At 40.7% G+C, this 20,398-nt stretch carries 21 protein-coding genes; 12 read left to right on the top strand and 9 right to left on the bottom strand.

Translation table 11 applies throughout. The features are described from left to right. Positions 1-188 precede the first annotated feature (188 nt). The 6 genes from Q0K96_RS08870 to dnaG all read left to right on the top strand — a co-directional run bounded on the left by Q0K96_RS08870 (position 189) and on the right by dnaG (position 6,767). Positions 189-1,454 (top strand): T9SS type A sorting domain-containing protein, encoded by a 1,266-nt coding sequence (locus Q0K96_RS08870; RefSeq protein WP_297333646.1) that lies wholly within the window; start codon positions 189-191, stop codon positions 1,452-1,454. Between the two features lie 217 nt (positions 1,455-1,671). Beyond that, positions 1,672-2,232, top strand: a complete 561-nt coding sequence (locus Q0K96_RS08865; protein WP_223054381.1) for an RNA polymerase sigma factor — start codon at positions 1,672-1,674, stop codon at positions 2,230-2,232. After that, positions 2,213-3,034 (top strand): hypothetical protein, encoded by an 822-nt coding sequence (locus Q0K96_RS08860; RefSeq protein WP_297333645.1) that lies wholly within the window; start codon positions 2,213-2,215, stop codon positions 3,032-3,034. Before Q0K96_RS08865 ends, Q0K96_RS08860 begins: the two co-directional genes overlap by 20 nt. 33 nt (positions 3,035-3,067) lie before the next feature. Continuing rightward, complete coding sequence (locus Q0K96_RS08855) at positions 3,068-4,090, top strand: hypothetical protein (RefSeq protein WP_297333644.1); 1,023 nt, start codon at positions 3,068-3,070, stop codon at positions 4,088-4,090. A gap of 173 nt (positions 4,091-4,263) precedes the next feature. Then, the gene (locus tag Q0K96_RS08850) at positions 4,264-4,692 is read left to right on the top strand and encodes a hypothetical protein (RefSeq protein ID WP_297333643.1); all 429 of its coding nucleotides are present in this window, start codon (positions 4,264-4,266) and stop codon (positions 4,690-4,692) included. 95 nt (positions 4,693-4,787) lie between these two features. Then, positions 4,788-6,767, top strand: coding sequence for a DNA primase (gene dnaG, locus Q0K96_RS08845; RefSeq protein WP_297333642.1), 1,980 nt, complete (start codon positions 4,788-4,790; stop codon positions 6,765-6,767). Between the two features lie 2 nt (positions 6,768-6,769). Here the strand turns inward: dnaG and Q0K96_RS08840 are convergent, their stop codons facing one another. Next, positions 6,770-7,483, bottom strand: a complete 714-nt coding sequence (locus tag Q0K96_RS08840) for a hypothetical protein (protein WP_297333641.1) — start codon at positions 7,481-7,483, stop codon at positions 6,770-6,772. Next, positions 7,473-8,195, bottom strand: a complete 723-nt coding sequence (locus Q0K96_RS08835; RefSeq protein WP_297333640.1) for a hypothetical protein — start codon at positions 8,193-8,195, stop codon at positions 7,473-7,475. Before Q0K96_RS08835 ends, Q0K96_RS08840 begins: the two co-directional genes overlap by 11 nt. A gap of 105 nt (positions 8,196-8,300) precedes the next feature. On the opposite strand from Q0K96_RS08835, the gene pepE reads away from it, so the two are divergent. The 5 genes from pepE (at position 8,301) to Q0K96_RS08810 (ending at position 13,296) form a co-directional block, all read left to right on the top strand. Next, positions 8,301-9,008: a dipeptidase PepE gene (pepE, locus tag Q0K96_RS08830; protein ID WP_297333639.1), complete on the top strand. Its 708-nt coding sequence runs from the start codon at positions 8,301-8,303 to the stop codon at positions 9,006-9,008. Positions 9,009-9,116: 108 nt separating this feature from the next. Then, positions 9,117-9,488: a BlaI/MecI/CopY family transcriptional regulator gene (locus Q0K96_RS08825; RefSeq protein ID WP_297333638.1), complete on the top strand. Its 372-nt coding sequence runs from the start codon at positions 9,117-9,119 to the stop codon at positions 9,486-9,488. Continuing rightward, a complete protein-coding gene (locus Q0K96_RS08820) occupies positions 9,485-11,164 on the top strand; it encodes a M56 family metallopeptidase (RefSeq protein ID WP_297333637.1) in 1,680 nt (559 codons plus the stop codon). The genes Q0K96_RS08825 and Q0K96_RS08820 overlap by 4 nt, the downstream gene beginning before the upstream one ends. A 116-nt stretch (positions 11,165-11,280) precedes the next feature. Next, a complete protein-coding gene (locus Q0K96_RS08815) occupies positions 11,281-12,381 on the top strand; it encodes a DUF4407 domain-containing protein (RefSeq protein ID WP_297333636.1) in 1,101 nt (366 codons plus the stop codon). 51 nt (positions 12,382-12,432) lie between these two features. Then, positions 12,433-13,296: a phosphatase PAP2 family protein gene (locus Q0K96_RS08810; RefSeq protein ID WP_297333635.1), complete on the top strand. Its 864-nt coding sequence runs from the start codon at positions 12,433-12,435 to the stop codon at positions 13,294-13,296. A gap of 1 nt (position 13,297) precedes the next feature. Here the strand turns inward: Q0K96_RS08810 and Q0K96_RS08805 are convergent, their stop codons facing one another. From Q0K96_RS08805 to ruvC, 5 genes are read right to left on the bottom strand one after another with little or no spacing between them, the layout of a single operon-like run. Further along, positions 13,298-13,660: an MmcQ/YjbR family DNA-binding protein gene (locus Q0K96_RS08805; RefSeq protein ID WP_297333634.1), complete on the bottom strand. Its 363-nt coding sequence runs from the start codon at positions 13,658-13,660 to the stop codon at positions 13,298-13,300. Positions 13,661-13,666: 6 nt separating this feature from the next. Further along, positions 13,667-14,029 carry a DUF4260 domain-containing protein gene (locus Q0K96_RS08800; RefSeq protein ID WP_297333633.1) on the bottom strand — a complete coding sequence of 121 codons (363 nt, stop codon included), beginning with the start codon at positions 14,027-14,029 and terminating at the stop codon, positions 13,667-13,669. Next, the gene (locus Q0K96_RS08795; protein WP_297333632.1) at positions 14,026-14,790 is read right to left on the bottom strand and encodes a cyclase family protein; all 765 of its coding nucleotides are present in this window, start codon (positions 14,788-14,790) and stop codon (positions 14,026-14,028) included. The genes Q0K96_RS08800 and Q0K96_RS08795 overlap by 4 nt, the downstream gene beginning before the upstream one ends. A gap of 20 nt (positions 14,791-14,810) precedes the next feature. Continuing rightward, positions 14,811-15,983 (bottom strand): radical SAM family heme chaperone HemW, encoded by a 1,173-nt coding sequence (hemW, locus tag Q0K96_RS08790; protein ID WP_297333631.1) that lies wholly within the window; start codon positions 15,981-15,983, stop codon positions 14,811-14,813. Continuing rightward, positions 15,973-16,560 carry a crossover junction endodeoxyribonuclease RuvC gene (gene ruvC, locus Q0K96_RS08785; protein WP_297333647.1) on the bottom strand — a complete coding sequence of 196 codons (588 nt, stop codon included), beginning with the start codon at positions 16,558-16,560 and terminating at the stop codon, positions 15,973-15,975. The genes hemW and ruvC overlap by 11 nt, the downstream gene beginning before the upstream one ends. Before the next feature lie 23 nt (positions 16,561-16,583). Here ruvC and Q0K96_RS08780 point away from each other — a divergent pair, with 23 nt between their 5' ends. Next, entirely contained in the window at positions 16,584-17,519 is a 936-nt protein-coding gene (locus Q0K96_RS08780; RefSeq protein ID WP_297333630.1) for a hypothetical protein, read from the top strand. On the opposite strand, the gene Q0K96_RS08775 is transcribed toward Q0K96_RS08780, so the two are convergent. Together Q0K96_RS08775 and Q0K96_RS08770 are read right to left on the bottom strand one after the other, a co-directional pair. Then, positions 17,512-17,988, bottom strand: a complete 477-nt coding sequence (locus Q0K96_RS08775) for a hypothetical protein (RefSeq protein WP_297333629.1) — start codon at positions 17,986-17,988, stop codon at positions 17,512-17,514. The genes Q0K96_RS08780 and Q0K96_RS08775 overlap by 8 nt on opposite strands. 126 nt (positions 17,989-18,114) lie before the next feature. Then, a complete protein-coding gene (locus tag Q0K96_RS08770) occupies positions 18,115-20,397 on the bottom strand; it encodes a TonB-dependent receptor (protein WP_297333628.1) in 2,283 nt (760 codons plus the stop codon). Position 20,398 lies beyond the last annotated feature (1 nt).

Raw genomic sequence — 20,398 nt, 5'->3', positions numbered from 1 at the left:
AGTGTGTATAAGAGACAGATACTGTTGTAAACCAATGGGAGGAACTTACATTTGATTTCTCTTCGCAAATCGGCTTTTTTGCAGAACCTTTTGACCAGGTTGTTGTATTCCCTGATTTTTCCGGAAACCCAAGAACGTATGGTACAATCGCTTATTTTGACAACATCACCTTTGGTGTAGATGAAGTAATGGATGATGTACCTATGACTGCCGCACCAGACCCTACCCTGCCACAGGAGCAAGTAATATCATTATTCAGCGGTGTGTACAACAACGTTCCTGTAGATACCTGGCTTACCCCTTGGTCTTCTGCTGCTTTACAGGATGTACAGATAGCAGGGAACGATACTAAAAAATATGTAAACCTGAATTTTGCAGGAATAGAGACTATTGCCCAGCAAATAGATATTACCGGCATGACGCATTTTAATTTTAATGCATGGTCGGCTGATTTTACACAGTTACGTGTTAAGCTGGTAGATTTTGGCGCTGATGCTGCTTTTGGTGGTGGTGACGATACAGAGCATGAAATTATGTTTGATGCACCAGAGCAAAGCACATGGCTTACCTACAACATAAACCTTGATGATTTTGTTAACCTTATTAACCGCGACCACATTTCTCAGCTTATCCTTTCAAGCAACGGTACATCTACTGTGTATATAGATAATGTATACTTTAGTAATGAAACGGTTGTGGTTGAAGAGCCGATGACTGCCGCACCAGACCCTACCCTGCCACAAAACCAGGTAATATCACTATTCAGCGGCGTATATGATAACGTTCCTGTAGATACATGGCTAACACCGTGGTCGGCTGCTACACTTGAAGACATCCAGATAGAAGGCAATGACACTAAAAAGTATGTGAACCTTAACTTTGCAGGTGTAGAGACTATTGCACAGCAGATAGATATAAACGATATGATGCATTTCAACTTCAATGCATGGTCGGCAGACTTTACACAACTACGTGTTAAACTGGTAGATTTCGGCGCTGACGCTGCTTTTGGTGGTGGTGACGATACCGAGCACGAGCTTACATTTGATGCACCTGAACAAAATGCATGGCTTACCTATAACATCAACCTTGATGATTTTGTAAATCTTGTTAACCGCGACCATATTGCACAGCTTATTTTTTCAAGCAATGGTACATCTACAGTATATATAGATAATGTGTACTTCAGCACTACAGAAGTATCTTCTGCAGATACTTTTACTAACAATGCTTTTGTAGTTTACCCTAACCCTGCTACAGATATAGTTGCTGTAAAAGGTAATACAGTTATAGATGCTATAACCATTTACAACACTTTAGGCCAGCAGGTTATGCAAAGTAACCCTAAAGCTGAAACAGCTGTATTAAATGTAGCATCACTAAAAAGCGGTGTTTATATCATCAGCACCACGTCAGGCAAAGCTGTTTCTACTCAAAAATTCATAAAGCAGTAATACATACGCAATTCTTTTTCATAGAGCCACCCTTAACGGGTGGCTTTTTTATTATACATAAACTAATCAAAAACAGAACATTACAATCTTTAATCAAAAAAAATGCAATATTTTTACAGCCGCGTGCAACCATTTTAAAACATGGCTCGTCTATGCTAATAGAAGTCGGTTATAAAATATGAAGCCGCCTTTGCAACAACCAATTAAAAACAGCATTGTGAAAGTAATAGCCTTACATGAGCAGGAACGCGATATCATTCGCCAGGCAGCCGAAAACAACCGGCATGCCCAGCAAAAGATATACAACAAGTATGCTCCTAAAATGCTTGGCGTTTGCAGGCAGTATATAAAAGACCTGCACCAGGCGGAAGATATTATGATTACTGCTTTTATGAAGGTTTTTACCAACCTGCGCAACTTTGAGCACAAAGGCAGCTTTGAAGGATGGATAAGGAGGATAATGGTGAATGAATGTATATCGTGCCTTAGGGTACAAAAAAAGACAGGCTTTCTGGAAGATGAGTTTTATGTAGAGGACACGTTTAATAACATTGAGAGCCACTTTTCTGTAGAGGATATACAAACGCTGATAGATAACCTTCCGGATGGCTACAAAATGGTTTTTAACCTTTATGCAATAGAGGGTTACAAGCACCAGGAAATTGCAGAGATGCTGGGTATCAGCGAGGGGACTTCTAAATCGCAACTGTCGCATGCACGCAAAATGCTTCAGGAGCAGGTTAACAAATTTAAGAATTATGAAAATGGAACCGAATAGTAAATTAGAACAACAGATAAAAGAGAAGCTTGCAGAGCGCACCATACAGCCCCGCCCTATGGCATGGGACAGGCTTGATGCCATGCTTACGGTTGCCGAAGAGAAACAGGCAGCCCCGGCAGAACTTAAAAAGAAGCCGAGGAGGGACTGGCTATGGGCTGCAGCAGTTTGTTCAGGCTTTTTAATGATGGGGGCAGTAATGCTTAATGCTGAAAAAGAAAACAAAGGCAACATTATAATAAATGAAGAAGACACCTTTGTAGCCACGCCACAACCTACCGACTCAACACACAGCAGCACGCCAAACAGCGCTTCAGGCAGCCATGAGAATAAAAATACAGGTGTATCGGTTACCGCTAATGAGGAAAGCCCGGCAACTGCAAATCCTTACAATAGTACACCACAAGCAACTGCAAAAGCTACGCAACCTGTAGCCGGAACAAATACTGCTAACAGCAGCAAAACAAGCAGTACAAGCCTGGCTCTTGCCAGTAGCACTTCAGCAGGCACTAAGCCTTCAGCTCCTGTAAGCAATACTGCCACAGCGGCCGCAGCAACACCCGAACAAGCATCCGGTATATCTGTAAGCGCAAGTAAACTGCTGGCATCTGTAGAAGGCGACAGCAACAGCGGTATAAGCAATGCAGGTGCAGCTAAAACATCTGTAAAGGTAGATTCTAAATCCCTGCTCTCATCTGTGGAGGGTGAACTTAACGAAAGTTTCAGGAGCAAAGTGCTTAACTCAGCCATAAAAAATTACAATGCCGTAAAAACTTCTGTAGCAAACAGGAATTATCAGTAAAAAACACTAATACATATTTAAATCATCAAAAACATGAAAACAGTTACTTTTTATGTTGTGGCAGTGCTATGCCTGCTTGCAACAAAGCTAAATGCGCAAACTTTTAATGAAAAGGTAGAGGAGATCTCTAAAAACATTGAGAACATTACCAAGCAGGAAAAAGACTCGCTTAAAGTTGAAGTTGATAAAGTAAACAATATGCTTATCAACAACGAAATTACACAGGAAGAAGCTAATAAGCGCAAGCAGGAGTTTGCCGATAAACGTGCAAACAATATAGAAACCCGTATTGCTGCCGAAGAAGAGAAGCTAAGCCAGCTTGTAAAAGATAAAGTTGACGGAAAAATAGAAGACGATAAAAAAGAGTTTACCATAAAATTCGGCAATAAAAAAGATACTGCAGCGGTTAAAGATTATGCTTACAGGCGCACTACCTCTCAGTTTGTTTTTGCACTTGGTGTAAACAGGCTGGTTACTGACGGCGAAATTGATAATGATGGCTACAAGTGGCGTTCAGATTTTTATGAGTGGGGTATCAGCTGGAACACAAGGCTGTTAAAAACAAACAACCTTTTGCATTTAAAATACGGCCTTTCGCTACAATACAACAACCTGCGCCCGGACAACAACATGATGTTTGACAACGTAGATGGCAAAACCATTCTTGTAGATGCCGGCAGAGAACTTGATGTGGCACGCCTTAGGTATGTAAACCTTGTTATCCCTGCACACCTTGAGTTTGATTTTACCAAAAAAAGGGTAACAGGCGATAAAATGTATTTCCCGTCACACAAAAGTTTCCGTTTGGGTATAGGTGGCTACACAGGCTTTAATGTAAAAGAAAAACAAATACTTAAATATAAGGATGACGGCAATAAAGTAAAACATAAAGAAAAAGGCGATTTTAACGTAAGCGACTTTGTATATGGTGTGAGTGCCTACGTGGGTTATGGCGAGTTTAGCCTGTATGCCAAATATGATTTACAACCGGTATTTGCAAATAATGAAATTGATCAGAATAATTTGTCTCTTGGCATAAGATTTGATTTCAATTAAGAGTTAAGGGTTAGTTTTGTACTTTTGTTAAAAGGTGTTCTCATGATCTCAGGGAACGCCTTTTTTTATGTATTACCACTAAGCATTAAACACATAACAATTAGGCTAAGTTTAAGATAACCTAAACATGCATTTGGCAAAGCAAAAGTACCTTTGAGTATAAACCCGTTGCTATGGATAATTATACCATAACATTTGTATATAACGGCGATTTTGACCTGCCGAATGATAAGGAAGAGTGCTTTGCAAAAGTGCCGGGAATGGTGCTTGATAAGCTCCGCAATAAAGAATTTGAGCTGGTAGATTTTAATTTCAGCCAAAATTATGATGAAGCGCAGGCAGGCCATTATATAGCCGACCCATCATTGCACCGTTGCGTGATGGAAATTGTAACAGCGCTTAGCCTTAAGCACCTGCAAAGCCGGGAAGCGATATATAATAAATGCCTTGAAGATCTTGAAAACGGGCAACTGCACCTGGGTTGCGCTTACGAAAACGACAACCCGAATAGGGATATGCTGCAAAGCATTATAAAATTTGTAAACAACAGCCGCAAGGCAGCATGCATACCAGTGGCAACTGCTGCTAAACGACAGAACTGATATAATATCAATTCTCCCCGTTTAAGCAATAATACTTTACCGGTACATGGTAAAACTTTGTATTTTTGCTGTTTTACCATTAAACTGCTTAAGCCTTGATAACCAAAAACACCATAGATGCCGTATTTGAAACTGCCCGGGTGGAAGAGGTTATAGGCGATTTTGTACAGTTAAAACGCTCGGGCACCAACCTTAAAGGGTTAAGCCCCTTTACGCATGAAAAGTCGCCCTCGTTCATGGTATCGCCCGTAAAGCAGATATGGAAGGATTTTAGTAGTGGAAAAGGTGGGAACGCCGTGGCCTTTCTTATGGAGCATGAGCATTTCTCTTACCCTGAAGCCATACGCTATCTTGCCAAAAAATACAATATTGAAATTGAAGAAACCGAACAGTCTGACGCCGAAAAAGAGCAGGCTAACGAGAAGGAAAGCATGTACCTGGTTTCTGAATTTGCACAAAAGTATTTCCATAACACCATGCTTACTACAGATGAGGGGCAGAGCATTGGCTACAGCTACTTTAAAGAACGCGGTTTTACCGGAGATACCATAAAAAAGTTTGGGCTTGGCTATTCGCCGGAGGTTTGGGATGCCTTTACCAAAGAAGCACTTGGCAAAGGCTATAAGCTGGAGTACCTCGAAAAAACAGGCTTAACCATTCCGCGTGAAGACGGCCGCCATGTAGACAGGTTCAGGGGCAGGGTAATGTTCCCAATACAAAGTATGTCGGGCCGCGTGCTGGGCTTTGGCGGGCGTATACTGGGTAATGATAAAAAAGCGGCAAAATACCTTAACAGCCCCGAAAGCGATATTTACCATAAAAGCAAAGTACTGTATGGCATATATCATGCTAAGCAGGCTATTGCCAAACAGGACAACTGCTACCTGGTAGAAGGCTATACCGATGTTATACAAATGCACCAGGCAGGTATAGAAAACGTTGTGGCCTCATCGGGAACGGCTTTAACACCCGACCAGATAAGGCTTATTAACAGGCTAACAAAAAACATTACAGTACTTTTTGACGGCGATGCGGCAGGATTAAGGGCATCCATACGCGGTATTGACCTTATACTGGAGGAAGGCATGAACGTTAAGGTATGTACTTTTCCTGAAGGCGAAGACCCTGACAGCTTTGCAAAGAAAAGCACCCATGAAGAACTTGAAGCTTACCTTAAAAACAACGCAAAAGATTTTATACAGTTTAAGGCTTCTCTGCTTGTAGATGAAGCCAAGAACGACCCTGTAAAAAAAGCGGGGCTTATCCGAGATATGGTTACTAGCATTGCCAAAATACCCGACCTCATCCAAAGGCAGGTGTATATTCAGGAAACAGCCCATATTATGGATATATCCGAACAGGTGCTGGTAAGCACACTGGCACAACTTGTGCAAAAAGATATAGCCGATGCAGGTAAACGCCTGAAAGAAGAGCAAAAGGCCAAAGCCATGCAGCCTGTAGATACGCCTGAGCAGCCCAGGGAGAAGGTGGATGTAATGGACCTGCTGGAGCGGAAGATCATCGAAATACTGCTGTTATATGGCAATACAGAGCAGGAGTTTGAGGACATCTACATAAAGTATGATGAGTTTGGGAAAGAATATGAAGAAACCGAACGTAAAACCTGCAGGGTTTATGAAAGAGTATACCTTAACCTTCAGGAAGATGAAATTGAGTTTACCAACCCTGCCTTTAAACAGCTTTATGCTTATATCATTAATTATTATTTAGAGAATCATGACCTTTCGGTAGAATCTTTTATTAATACCCTGCCGCCGGAGTTACAGTCGGTAGCCGCAGATATTTACATGCAGGATGAAAAATACCACCTGCACGAATGGGAAGAAAAAAAGCAGATTCCGGTAAAAGACAAGCTGATGTCGGTAGCCAATTATACAGGAGAGCATATTGCCGACCTGCGCTGGTTATTACTGGGCAGGCTAATTCAGGATTTAAAGATGCAGGTTAGCCCCGATGCAGATAACATGGAGATACTTACTGCCGTAAAAGATTATAACATGCTGATTAATTACCTGTCACGAAAATTAAGCAGGATAAGGAGCAGCTTTTATTAATACTATTCCGCTATAAGTTTCAGGTATTCAGGCGCCAGCCCGTTAAGTACAAATCGTGCCAGCTTATAATTCTTATCCTGAAAAGCTTCTTTAAATTTCGGGTTTTCTATGGCATAATATAAAAAGCCTTCTACATACTCTGCCGGTATTTTAAGGTCATTTATTATCTCATCTTCCTTAATAACATATTTTACATCATCCAGAAGCGTTACTTTTTTCTCAACCTCAACCTCATTTTTAAGCCTTTTAGTCCTTCCGCTAATAGCATTTATAATAGGGTCTAAAAGTCCGCTTGTAGCGGTAAATACCCTGCGCTCGGCGGGTGTGTACTGCTTTTGCCCTTTTGGCACTATCCCCAAAGACTCTGCATCTATACTCCTGTCTTTATCCATTACAACCTCATCAAGCTCATAGGCCTGCGCGTTTACGGTAATAATAAAAGGCTGCTTTTTAAACGAGTCCTCATTTAAAACAAATTCCCGTTTAATAATTTTTGAGCTATAGACTACGAGCTTATCTCCCGGCTGTGCCACTATAGTAAAAGAGCCTGATGTGTTGGTTTTGGTTTCGGCCTGTGCCGAAGCATTTATAATATACACATCATTAAGGCCAACATTATCAAGGAGCACTTTGCCTGAAAACATCTGTCTTTCCTGAGCATAGGCAAGAGTAGTAAAGAAACTTAACAGCAACAGCAGCAGCTTATTATTCATCATTCAGTAATTTTAAATAGTTTTCGGCAAGCCCCGCAAGTAAAAAGGCAATCCTTTCCTTATTGCCGGCTTTCAGCGCCTGGGCAAGATACTTATTATCTGCGGCATAAAACAGGAACCCCTTTACATAATCGGGCGGTATATTAAATTTAGCAATAATTTCCTCATTTGTGTAAAGTGCCTCAATATTTTGTATAAGTGTTTCTTTCTTCTCAGTTTCAAAAGCTTTTTTAAGCATGGCTGTACGGCCGGATATCAGATTAATTACCGGATCCAGACCCATTGGGTTCATTTTAGAATATGAAGCAGTAGCCAGCCTGCGTTCGGCAGGTGTGTATTGCTTCTGCCCTTCAGGCACCAGTCCTAAAGACTCCTCGTTGATATGGCTGTAATCATTAATAACCAGTTCCTTAAGCTCCTGCACTTTTGGCTTGAGCATTACCCTTAAAGAATGCAAAATATCTTCTTGGGTTACCACACACCGAAACTTTTCAAAACGTTCTGAAGCAAAAATAAGAGTATCGCCGGCATTTGCAGGCAGGGCAAAATATCCCTGATTATCTGTAGCGGTATCAGCTTCGGTATTGCGGTTAATTATGTATATACCTGCCACATCCTCAAATGCCGAAGTAACCCTGCCTTTAAGCAGTTTCTGTTGTGAAAAGGCCGCATGGTGGCAGCATAAGAAAGCAATAATCAGGATGGCTTCTTTCAAAGGGGTTGGTTTTTATAAGGTAATGGTTCAAAAAGGGCGCTTTACAGCAGGCGAAGCTGCATTAAATGGCGTAACTTTACCTTTTCTTACAAGAATAATTAACGGATGAAAAAAATTATTATTGCAAGCACTTCTACTTTGCACGGTGGCAGCTACCTCGATTATTTACTCCCAACATTACGCGAACATTTCGGCAACTGCAAATCGTTGCTGTTTGTGCCTTATGCACGCCCGGGCGGCATATGCCATGAGGATTATACCAAAAAAGCAGCCGAAACCTTTGCAGCTATCGGCATAAGCGTTACAGGGTTGCATGAGTATGAAGATACCGCAGCAGCAATTAAAGATGCTGAAGCGATTTTTACCGGAGGCGGCAATACCTTTCTTCTGGTTTCGCAACTGTATAAAACAGGCGCTATGGCAGCAATAGAAAAAGCTGTAAAAGCGGGGACTCCTTATCTTGGCACCAGTGCAGGCAGTAACATTTGCGGACTAACCATGCAAACAACTAATGATATGCCCATCATCTATCCGCCCAGCTTCCTTACATTAGGTGTAGTACCTTTTAATATTAACCCGCATTATTTAGATCCTGTTCCCGGCTCTACCCACATGGGCGAAACGCGCGAAACAAGGATAAATGAGTTTCACCAGTTCAACACCCAGCCTGTACTCGGACTCAGAGAAGGCAGTTGGCTTGACGTAAACGGCAGTACCATTACCCTGAAGGGGGAACTGCCTGCAAGGCTTTTCAGGCAGGAAAAGCCGGCCGAAGAAATAGCTGCCGGCACTGATATTTCGTGGCTTAAATAGCACCTCATCGCTTATAACCAGCTTTTTAAAAAGAATTTATCTTTCTGAAAACTTGTTTTATAAGGTTTTTATTCTACATTTGTAGAGATAACTCTAAAGTTGTAGAAGATGCAGTTAACCAAAACCGAAGAGCAATTGATGCACTACCTGTGGAAACAGGAAAAAGCATTTATGAAAGACCTGCTGGATATGTTTCCTGAACCCAAGCCCGCCACAACAACCGTGGCAACACTGCTGAAACGCATGACCGAAAAAGGTTTTGTGGGATATACCGAGTATGGCAAAAGCCGTGAATATTACCCGTTGGTAAAAAAATCCGATTACTTCAGCAAGCAGGTAAACGGAATGATTAAAAGCTTCTTTAATAACTCTGCCGCACAGTTTGCTTCTTTCTTTACCAAAGAAACCAACCTTTCGGCACAGGAACTTGAAGAACTCCGCAGCGTGATAGACAGAGAACTGGAAAAGAAAAAACAATGACAGCTTACATAATTAAATCGGCCATAAGCCTGCTGGTATTGCTTGTACTGTACCACCTGGCGCTTGAGCGTGAAAAAATGCACAGGTTTAACCGCTTTTACCTGTTGTTTGCGCTTGCCTTTTCGGCGTTACTACCATTTATAACCATTCCCGTTTATATAGAAGCAGAAGTTATTCCTGTCAGCTTTCAGGATACAGGAACTACGGCCGCTACAGCGGCCCCACAGGTGCAACCAAAGGAAAGCATGCTCCCTTTGCTCATTACAATTGCTTATCTGTCGGTAACACTTGCATTGTTTATCAGGTTTGCTTTTAATATAAACAGCTTCCTGAAAAAAATAAGGCTAAATACTAAAATACCGTTTGGTGCCGCAAAACTGGTACTGCTTGATGAAAGGGTGCTGCCACATACATTTTTAAATTACATTTTTGTGAGCCGTGAAGAATATGAAAACGGACTTATTGAAGAAGAGCTTTACACGCACGAGCTTACCCACGTAAGGCAACGCCACACACTTGATATATTATTCATCGAACTGCTTAAAACCATATTTTGGTTCAACCCATTATTCTACCTGTACGGCCGATCCATCCGACTAAATCATGAATTCCTTGCAGATGAGCAGGTAGTACATACTACCAGCAACGCTGCTTATTACCAAAACCTGCTGGTGCAAAAAGCATCCGGCGCTACGCTTGCACTGGCAAGCAACCTCAACTTTTCTATAACTAAAAAACGATTACTTATGATGACAAAATCTACCAACAAAACAAAGGCTGCCATGCTTAAAATAGGCATTGCACCTGTAATAGCGCTCATGCTTGGGTTTATGTGTACTGAAGAAGTTATTGCGCAGCAAAAGCTTGCCGATATACCTTCTAAACAGGTAAGGAGCATTGAAGTGAACAGCATTACACAACAGCAGCACGACTCTATTAAAAAGGCGAATCCGGGTAAATACAATGGCAGCTATAAAGAGTTTGGCATTGTTACTGTAAAGTACACCGATGATAATAACAGGCCTGTTACTATTAAAGATGTAGTAAAGAAAGATGCTACAGCAAAGCAGCAACCATCTGAAGTTTTTATTAATGAAATTAAAGGCATAGCACCGGAAAGGATTAGAAAGATTGAAAACAGTATGGTGAGCGATAATGAGATGGAGCAGCTTAAACAGGACCATCAGGGTATTGCAGACTGGGATCCAGATGCAAAATACCGTAAGCTTACTGTTACCTATGTAGATGAAAACGGAAATGAAGCCACGAAGGTTGATTATATAAAAGAGAAACCGGGTGTAAACCCAACAAGCATAAACGGTGATATCACTTCTAAAATGGGGAATGAAGACAACCTTATATATAAGGGAAATGAAGTTACCATACAACCCAAATTCAAAGAAAACGGAATGGCAGGATTTTATGAGTTTGTAAATAAAAACCTGGTACTGCCAAAACTGCCTGACGGTACCCATCGCGTTTATGTAAGTTTTGTTGTAGAGGTTAACGGAAGTGTATCAGATGTAAAGATACTGCGCTCACCAAATGAAGAACTGAGTACAAACATTATTTCTATAATTAACGAGACTAGCGGAAAATGGATACCCGGCGAAGTTAAAGACGAACCGGTGCGGGTAAGCTATAACCTGCCCATTTCAATAAACATTAAAAACTAAAACTAATCCGCCCATTGTGGCGGATTTTTTGTTAAATGTGATTATATCAAACAATTACAACATCAGCAGCAAAAACGCGTTATATTTGTGGTAATCATCAATCAAAATCAATCATCATGCTTAAGCGTTTTTTTATTACCTGCTCCGGGGCCGATAAAGCCATTATTGAAGGCTGCTCTAACGGAGAACAAAACAAATATGCCGGTATTGGCGCCACTGTTTTCTTTACGGCATTAATGGCATGGCTTGCCGCCTCTTATGCACTCTATACAGTTTTTGACAATGTTTATACCGCAGCCTTTTTCGGGTTGCTGTGGGGGCTGCTCATTTTTAACCTCGACAGGTTTATTGTTTCCACAATCCGGAAGCGTGAACGTTTTGGCCAGGAACTGCTGCAGGCTACCCCGCGTATTATCCTTGCGGTTATTATTGCCATTGTAATTTCTAAGCCGCTTGAAATAAAAATTTTCCAGAAAGAAATTGACACCGTTTTGCTGAAGGAAAAAAACGAACTGGCAATGGCAAATAAAAAGCAGGTATCTGATTATTATGCCGGAGATTTATCGCGCAACAAAGCCGCCATAGACAGCCTTAAAGCTGAAATTACCTATAAGGAAAAAGAAGTAAACAGCCTGTACAGCACCTATATTACCGAAGCCGAAGGCACAAAAGGCACTATGAAGCTGGGCAAAGGGCCTGTTTATAAAGAAAAGCGCGAAAAACACGATGCTGCATTGGCGCAGCTTGACACATTACGCAAAAACAACCTTGCCAAAATAGCTGCTAAAGAAAAAGAAGCTGCCACACTTGAAGCCGGGCTGAACAAAAAAATTGACGAAACACAACCCGTTATAGATAATTTTGACGGACTTATGGCACGGATAAATGCACTTAACAAACTCCCTTTCCTGCCATCTTTCTTTATAATGCTGCTGTTTCTTGCTATAGAAACATCTCCTATAATTGCAAAGCTGCTTTCGCCTAAGAGTGAATATGACTTTAAACTGGAAGATGCCGAAACAGCCCTAAAAACAAACCTGCTGCAAAACACTTACCAGCGTGAACTGATGCGCACTACAGATGCAGGCATTTATGACGATGTGTATGCCGAAATAAGACAGGACAGGGAATTATACAACTACAAAAAAGATAAGGCAAAAGAGATGCTGCAAATGCAGGCGGATGCTTTTTCTGAAAAGCAGAAAAGCGTAATGTAATTTCTATATAGGTATTTGTCGTATATTTACTACACGATAAAGACTTTTATAATGAACAGATATGTACTTAAAACAATTACAGCAGGGGTAACCCTGCTTTTTTCAGTTTTTAGCGCAGCTGCACAGGACACAATTAAAGCAGCCGACAGTATTAATACAAAAACTACTGTATGGCAACGTTTAAAACAGGATGCATTTTATATGGGTGGCGGCGTTATACATGTATATACCGGTCCTTTGCGCTGGAAAAAAGATGACCTGGCAACCATTGGTGGGTTTGCTGCTGGGAGTGCCATTCTTTTTGCTTCTGACAGGGAAACAAGCAGCTTTATGAGAAGGCAGAAAGAAGATATGCCCGAAACGCTTAACGATATAGGATGGTCTATGGGAAGCCCGGGGTATAATTATGCCTTTACAGGCTCGGTATATCTTTTCGGGGTTATCAGCAATAATGAAAAGTTCAGGAAAACCGGAGTACTCCTATTCTCGTCAGCAGCCGCTTCGGGCATAATGCAAACAGCCATAAAAAACATAGCCGGAAGGTCGAGACCTGATAAAGAGCGTGGCCCATTCCATTTTAGCCCATTCTCAAGTGATGCGGGAGACCATTCCTTTCCATCCGGCCATGCCATGCTCAGCTTTACGACAGCTTATGCGATTAGTAAGCAATTTAAAAATCCGTGGGTTAAGGCGGGCATTTATACTGTAGGGCTCATAACACCGGCTTCAAGAGTGTGGAACGGCGCGCATTGGCTTTCTGATGTTGGCGTGGGCATGGGTTTAAGTGTACTTGTAGTGGAAAGTATAGATAAGTACCTGAAGGCAAAAGAAAGCTACACGCCCGATGATAAGAAAAAAGTATCCTGGAATCTTACTTTTGGCAATAATAGAATAGGTGTTGTAGGGACATTTTAAATCAGCTCCCAATTTCTGCCTGCAACTTTTTAGTAAGGCTGGCAAATATTAAATCATAGGAGTGTTTTATAAGTTCTTTTAGTAAAGCCGGCGGTACATCACTGTTTACGGTAACAGTATTCCAATGCACCTTACTCATGTGGTAGCCTGGGTTAATACCATCATACTCGGCGCGAAGCTCAAGTGCACGTTCGGGTTCGCATTTCAGGTTAACCGAAGGGTTATTATTCTCCCAGCCTGTTAAAGATGTAAGCGCAAACATTTTACCGCCCACCTTAAAAACAAGTGTGTCTTCATCAAAAGGAAAATGCTCTGTAACGCCTTTCATGGAAAGGCAGTAATCATAAAAGTTTTGTATATCCATGATATATTATTTTTCAGGCTGCTTATCCAGGTTACCTAAATGGGTAAATTTAAAACCCTGCTCGTATTTTAATCCATAACCTGCAAACCTGTCCATTCGGGAATGGGAGAACAGTATTATGCCTGTTAACATAACGATTTGATTATCGAGATAAACCCCTGCTAAATATATGGCAATGGCTACACCTGTATGATGAAAAAGGTTATAACCCCATGCGCCTGCTTTGTTACCAAAAGCATAACCCAGCATACCAATATCCGGGGTAAGTATGAGAGCCAAAAACCACCACCACTCAAAATCGAGCCGACTGAAAAGATAAATCCCCAGCCCGAACAGTGCTAATTCTTCAAGTTTTAATAATGTTTTCATTCTATTGCGTATAAAATAGGTTTACTTGGCGAGGCATCATTTACAAACGGGGCTATCTGCAGGTTTAGCAGGTAAGTACCATCTGTAACGGAATCAGGTATAAATACCATTTCGGTAATTGTGGCATCATGCCGGGCATCGGCATTAAGGTCATTAACATCTTTTACATTCCAGAATGCTTTATGGGCAAGCAGCCTTCCTTCATCTTTTTCCTTATCAACGCTCGGCAGGTCAATTAAAAGGTGCTTTATTCCCAAACTTCTTATATAATCCGTAGCAGCCTCTTCAAGATACGGCGGATTGGTGTGGCTGTAGTTTTTGTGCAGCTTGGCTGCATCATTAGGCAAAGTACGGATTATAATCGCTTCAGGTGCTTTGCCGTTCAGCGCCTGCTCTATCTGTATTTTGGTTATAACATGATCTTCTCCCTGCTGTTCGGGCGATACCGAAACAAGTTCTGCCACAAAAAAGAATGTTGTAAGCGCATTATTTATGCTGAAAAAATCTTTGGTTATGTGTCCCAAACATTCAGTATGGGTACCGTGCCCGTGCGGGTTAAAGAAGATATTATTAAAGTTGGTGGTTGCCCCTTCGCTGACTTTGCCTGTCCAGTCGCCCATTTTAACAGGCTCTATTACGGGCTTATCTATATACCAAGCTACAGGGTTATTTTCTGTTGCCGAAAGCGGTATTGAAATATCTATAGGCTCTGAAAGGTTAACTGTAAAAGATGTACCGTTACAGGATATAGTTGCTGTCATGTAATTGCCGGATTATATTGCTACTTCAAATTTATGAAAAACAGGTCGCTGGCAATGCCATCGGTAAGAAATTTACCCTTGCGCGTGGCTTTTAAGGTATCATCTTCAACTATCAGCAATTCCTCATTTAAGTAAGGCGCCGCCTGTTGTAAGAGGTATTTATGATAGTTGCCGCCAAAATCCTTTTCAACCTTTTGTAAAGAAACACCCCAAATGGTGCGCAGCCCCGTCATTACATACTCATTATACCTATCGTTACGGCTAAGGGTTTCGCGTTCTAAAGGTAGTTCACCGTTTTCTACAGATTTCAGATATAAGGCATTGTTGGCTATATTCCAGCTACGGGTGCTGCCATCATAGCTGTGTGCCGAAGGGCCTATACCCAGGTATTTTTTACCGAGCCAGTAGGCCGTATTGTTTTGCGAAAAGAATCCCGGTTTCCCGAAATTAGAAAGTTCATAATGTATAAACCCGTTTTCCTGCAGCCTGTCGGCAAGCAGCAGGAACTGCTTTTGTGCCGCCTCGTCACTTGGCGGTGCAATTATTCCTTTTTTTATAAAAGTATGCAGTGCCGTTTTTGGTTCTACCGTAAGGGCATAGCTGGATATGTGCGGCACGCCGAAAGACAGTGCCTTATCAACGTTGGTAAGCCAGCGCTCATTACTCATATCAGGTATTCCGTAAATAAGGTCGATAGAAATGTTGTCAAAATATGTAGTGGCTTCTGCAATGCAAACTGCCGCCTGCTCAGCGTTGTGTGCCCGGTTCATGAGCCGCAGGTCTTCCTCATAAAAGGATTGTATGCCAATACTCAGCCTGTTTACGGGTGTTGTTGAAAGCGCTTTTATACGCCCGGCAGATAAATCGTCAGGGTTGGCCTCAAGGGTTATTTCAGGATCATCGGTAACTTTGAAAGAGCTATACACCGCATCGATCAAAAAGATAATTTCTGCATCTGAAAGTACTGAAGGCGTACCACCGCCAAAATAAATGGTTTGTATGGCAACAGTGCCCAATTCGCTTTTGCGCAGGGCTATTTCCTTAGCCAGTGCCACTACCATTTCTTCCCGTTTTTTAAGCGAGGTGGAAAAATGGAAATCGCAATAATAGCAAGCCTGCCTGCAAAACGGTATGTGGATATAAATACCCGCAGTTTCGGTATTAGTGTGTGTATGTGAGCTTTTAGCCTCCATTTTTTAAACTGCCTTTTACCGAAGGGGCTACTACCCTGCCTTCGTTTTGCTTTATAAAAGCATCCCAGCCGCTATAGCTTTTACCGGCAATTTTTTTTCCTGAATTGAAAAAATGGCAAACTGCTGCGGCGAGTCCGTCAGTACTATCAAGGTTCTTAGGCAACTCACCTATATTCAGTAATTGCTGCAGCATTTTCGCTACCTGCTCTTTACTGGCATTACCGTTACCTGTAATTGCCATTTTTATCTTCTTAGGCTCATATTCGGTTATGGGTATCTGGCGCGAAAGCCCCGCCGCCATAGCCACGCCTTGTGCCCTGCCTAGCTTTAGCATACTCTGAACGTTTTTCCCGAAAAAAGGCGCTTCAATTGCTATTTCGTCCGGGTGGTGGGTATCTATAAGTTCTATGGTGCGTTCAAAAATTACTTTCAGCTTTACGTAATGGTCATCATATTTGCCCAACTGTAGTTCGTTGAGCTGCAAAAAGCGCATGGTTTTGTTTTCCACCTTTATAAGGCCAAAGCCCATAATGGTAGTGCCGGGGTCAATTCCTAATATAATACGCTCGTGTGCCAATTTAATTTCTTTATTTTGCAGCCATGCTGTCACGCAAAGCTAAACAATTACTTACGGTTATTATCAAAATTTTGGTAGTGGGCGGTGCATTTTATTTTATTTACAACCGCCTTACCGGAGAGGATAGTCCCGATTGGGAGCAGTTTACCACTGTGCTGACACAAAAAAAGCCTGTAGGCTTACTATCGGGAATAGTAATACTGACCTTTTTAAACCGCTTTATTGAAATACTGAAATGGCAGAACCTCGCAGCTACTGTAAGGCAAACCCAATTAGCCAAAGCTACAGAAGAAGTGCTTGCTGCAGTTACCGTAGCGCTATTCTCTCCAAACGGTATTGGCGAATATGCCGCAAAAGCTTTATATTACAGCAAAGCACAAACTAAAACCATTATTTTCCTGAACCTGGTTTGTAATGGCATCCAGCTTTTGTTTGCTGTTGCGGGCGGAATAACAGGGCTTGTTATACTTAACAGCTTACATCCTGTTTTTTCTACCAACGCAGTGTTACTGACTTTGGGTGTTATCGTTGCGCTTTTTCTAACCGTTTTTATGAGCCGGAATATAACTGTGAAAGGATATTCATTCGGTAAGCTGGGAGAAAAAATAAACAGCCTGCCTAAAAGCGTACACCGCAAGAATATACTGTTAGCGCTGTTACGCTACACCGTTCTTATGCACCAGTACTTTTTTTTGTATTTAGCTTTTGATGTTAATCTTTCCTATCCGCTTTTGATGGCCGCCATTGCAGGTACGTACTTATTGGGTTCATCGTTACCTTCTTTCCAGTTTCTTGATTTTGCCGTTAAGGGCAGTGTGGCAGTTTATTTTTTCGGGATCCTTGGCGTTAATGAGTGGATTGTGGCACTTACTGTAACTTTAATATGGCTTTTAAACACAGTATTGCCTGTTACCATAGGCAGTTATTATGTTTTCAGATTTAAATCAAGCCCTAATTAACATTAAGTACTACCGGCAGTATAAACTCTGTCGTAACAGGAACGCCTTCTTTTTGGGCAGGCTCTACAGGAGGGAAGTTTACCAGGCGGCTTTTAATGATACTGTCAATAACTACAGTATCATAACGCACGCTGTCTTTTTCAAAGCCAGGCTCAAACTCAAGCCTTGCGTCTGCATATACTTTTACTTTCACCTTAATGGTATCCAGCCCCGGGTACAGCATACTAATAGTGTCGTTATCCAGCCGTTCCTGAACCAGCCTTGCCATAGTTTCAAAAAAGCACTCTTTACGCTGTTCTTTATCAATAATAACATTACATTCTGCAACAGAAGGATAGCTGCTCACCTCATTCCAGTTGATTTCATTAAGGCGCTGCTGCAAAAGCTCCTCTTTATCGGGAGCCTTGGCATCGAACCATTGGCAGGATTGTAAGAATAAAAGTGGTATAAGCAATGCTATCTTCTTCATTAAGTGCCTTTAGCTTTAAAAATCAAAAATAGGGAATAATAACCAAATTTTGTGTTCCTAAGCGGCACAAACCGACATTCAGTAAATCATAAAACCCATTTATTTACAGATGTAAAAAGCACCTGACTAAATTGAAAGCTTAAAAAATACATTTGGAGTAAACCCTAACGAATAATAATCTGAGATTTTATATCTTGGGTTAGCAAGGTCGATGCTCGTTTCATACAATCTCGATATTTCTTTGTTAATAACAACTTTATTATTGTAAAGATTGTTTAGCGAAATACCCGCTCTGAGGTTGTAATTATCATTATTTACAATAGTATGCAGCAAAGAAAAATCCAGAGAATGAAAATCTGCCAACCTCCTGTCATTTATCGAAACCAGAGAATTATTTTCAGCCAGTACACTATAGGGCTTGCCGGAGCTCCAAAACCATCCAAGCGTTATAAAAGAAGATGAGAACTGATAACTGGCGGTTACATTTACAGAATGTGCAATATTACCATTAGAATTAAAGTAGTTATCATTATTAACTCCTTTAATTTTATTTTTAGAGTTTAAGAAAGAATAACTTGTCCAGAATTTAAATTTTGATATTTGTTTCTGTAACGACAAATCAATTCCCTTACTGATATTATATCCGTTAGACAAGGATGCTAAACCTCCTGATAAATCAGTAGAAGAAAAAACAACCCCATTAGAGAAGCTGGTAATGCCATCTGTCTTTTTAAAATAAATGTCAATATCAAATACAAATTTGTTTCTTTTATACAAAGCCCCGAGATGAAAATGATCTGAAAGTATAACGGGGATTAACCTATCATCTGAAAGCACCCAAATGTAATTCTCTAAACTGATATCACCGGCCGCATTTTCGTTAATTTGCTGCAATAACTGGCTTCTTCTTTCATACACAATAAATGTTTGTAAATGCTCATTTAATATGTAGGTAAAATTAAATCGCGGCTCGAACAAAAGTGGCGTCAATGCATTAAATGTAAACCGCGAGCCTGCCTGAATTTCAAAATCATTTTTCTTTATATCAGCCGTAACAGTAGTGCTGTTAGAGATTATATTCTCATTTTTTTGTGATAGTGTAAATCCGAAATTTTCATTGTCATTGCGTATCATATGCGCTATAGAATAACCGGAGAACTGATATCCAGCATGAAAACTCACAAAGTCTGAAGCCTTATATCTGAAAGACAAATCTGCTGTTATATCCAACACCTCATTCTCCTTTAAAAATGTATCAGTCCTGATTTCTTTATCAACCCGCCGGTTATAATAAAAATCATAACCTGAAAGCTGAATTGCAGAACAAAAATGTAATCTTCCAGTTAATTCAGAGCATATCTGAATACTGGAGCCAAAATTTTCGATTTCCATTTTTTGACCCTGCTTTTCTGACTGTGAAGAGAGGCCTTCGAAGTCTAAATTATTCCCTATGTATATAGACGAAAAAGATAATTTAGTTTTATCAGTAATAGAATAATCTATTACAACTGCACCATCCCAAAAATCAAAATTGTTTCGCTTGTCATTAAGAGAAAAACCAGAGTTTTGAAAGACTTTTTCGGTATAACTTTCATAAGTGGGAGTGGTAAAGAAAGGTGCTAACGATTTTCTAAATGAATATATAATACCTATTTTGTCTTTATAAAAAAGAGTTTTTTGTGACAAATCGGCATGAAGCATATCAATACCAAGATTAAACGATTTATCAGCAGTGCTTATACTGTTTGACTTGAGCTCGACAACAGATGAAGTTCTTGAGCCCAATTCTGCAGGTATTACGGCAGAGTACATTACTGCCTCATCTACTATTTGAGGGTTTACAGGTGATATCATCCCAAATAAGTGGCCGGGATGGTAAATCTTTATTTTGTTCCATAAAAGTAAATTCTGATCGGGCCCTCCTCCTTTAACATACAATCCGCTTGATGTTTGGTTGGGGCTCTTTACGCCCGGCAGGTATTGAAAAGCCCTAAGGACATCAAAATCACTTACTCCTGGTAATACTTCACTGTTAAAAGAGCACAATGTAGTTTTCTTCCAGTCTTTAATTATGGTATTAAGCAAATAACCGTTAATTACAATTTCTGATAACACTAAAGCCTTATCTTCCTCTTTAGCAATAAGTGCATACATATTATCATCAATATGAATTACACTAAGGTTATTATCTTTTAACAGGATTAAATGAAACTCTGTTAATGTAATTTTATTTTCTTTTAGTTCTAAATACTTATCAGATAATAAGCTGTCAGCATAAGAATAATAAACCCCGAAGACAGTCTCAGCTTCTTTAAGTATATCGGCAGTTTTACCGCTTTTAAATAGTAATGTCTTTTTTACTTCCTGCCCGTAAGCTACAAATACCTGAAATAAAAAGACAGCTACCATT

Source organism: Flavobacterium sp. (assembly GCF_024305175.1).
Classification (GTDB): Bacteria; Bacteroidota; Bacteroidia; order Flavobacteriales; family Flavobacteriaceae; genus Flavobacterium.
This window is presented reverse-complemented; position numbering and strand designations above follow the sequence as displayed.

Coding starts and splice junctions, on each gene's coding strand:
- Q0K96_RS08855 (WP_297333644.1), top strand. CDS start 3,068: ATGAAAACAGTTACTTTTTATGTTGTGGCAGTGCTATGCCTGCTTGCA.
- pepE (WP_297333639.1), top strand. CDS start 8,301: ATGAAAAAAATTATTATTGCAAGCACTTCTACTTTGCACGGTGGCAGC.
- Q0K96_RS08850 (WP_297333643.1), top strand. CDS start 4,264: ATGGATAATTATACCATAACATTTGTATATAACGGCGATTTTGACCTG.
- Q0K96_RS08775 (WP_297333629.1), bottom strand. CDS start 17,988: ATGAAGAAGATAGCATTGCTTATACCACTTTTATTCTTACAATCCTGC.
- Q0K96_RS08860 (WP_297333645.1), top strand. CDS start 2,213: ATGAAAATGGAACCGAATAGTAAATTAGAACAACAGATAAAAGAGAAG.
- Q0K96_RS08795 (WP_297333632.1), bottom strand. CDS start 14,790: ATGACAGCAACTATATCCTGTAACGGTACATCTTTTACAGTTAACCTT.
- Q0K96_RS08840 (WP_297333641.1), bottom strand. CDS start 7,483: ATGATGAATAATAAGCTGCTGCTGTTGCTGTTAAGTTTCTTTACTACT.
- Q0K96_RS08800 (WP_297333633.1), bottom strand. CDS start 14,029: ATGAAAACATTATTAAAACTTGAAGAATTAGCACTGTTCGGGCTGGGG.
- Q0K96_RS08825 (WP_297333638.1), top strand. CDS start 9,117: ATGCAGTTAACCAAAACCGAAGAGCAATTGATGCACTACCTGTGGAAA.
- Q0K96_RS08770 (WP_297333628.1), bottom strand. CDS start 20,397: ATGGTAGCTGTCTTTTTATTTCAGGTATTTGTAGCTTACGGGCAGGAA.
- Q0K96_RS08780 (WP_297333630.1), top strand. CDS start 16,584: ATGCTGTCACGCAAAGCTAAACAATTACTTACGGTTATTATCAAAATT.
- Q0K96_RS08870 (WP_297333646.1), top strand. CDS start 189: ATGGATGATGTACCTATGACTGCCGCACCAGACCCTACCCTGCCACAG.
- Q0K96_RS08805 (WP_297333634.1), bottom strand. CDS start 13,660: ATGGATATACAAAACTTTTATGATTACTGCCTTTCCATGAAAGGCGTT.
- hemW (WP_297333631.1), bottom strand. CDS start 15,983: ATGGAGGCTAAAAGCTCACATACACACACTAATACCGAAACTGCGGGT.
- Q0K96_RS08815 (WP_297333636.1), top strand. CDS start 11,281: ATGCTTAAGCGTTTTTTTATTACCTGCTCCGGGGCCGATAAAGCCATT.
- Q0K96_RS08810 (WP_297333635.1), top strand. CDS start 12,433: ATGAACAGATATGTACTTAAAACAATTACAGCAGGGGTAACCCTGCTT.
- Q0K96_RS08820 (WP_297333637.1), top strand. CDS start 9,485: ATGACAGCTTACATAATTAAATCGGCCATAAGCCTGCTGGTATTGCTT.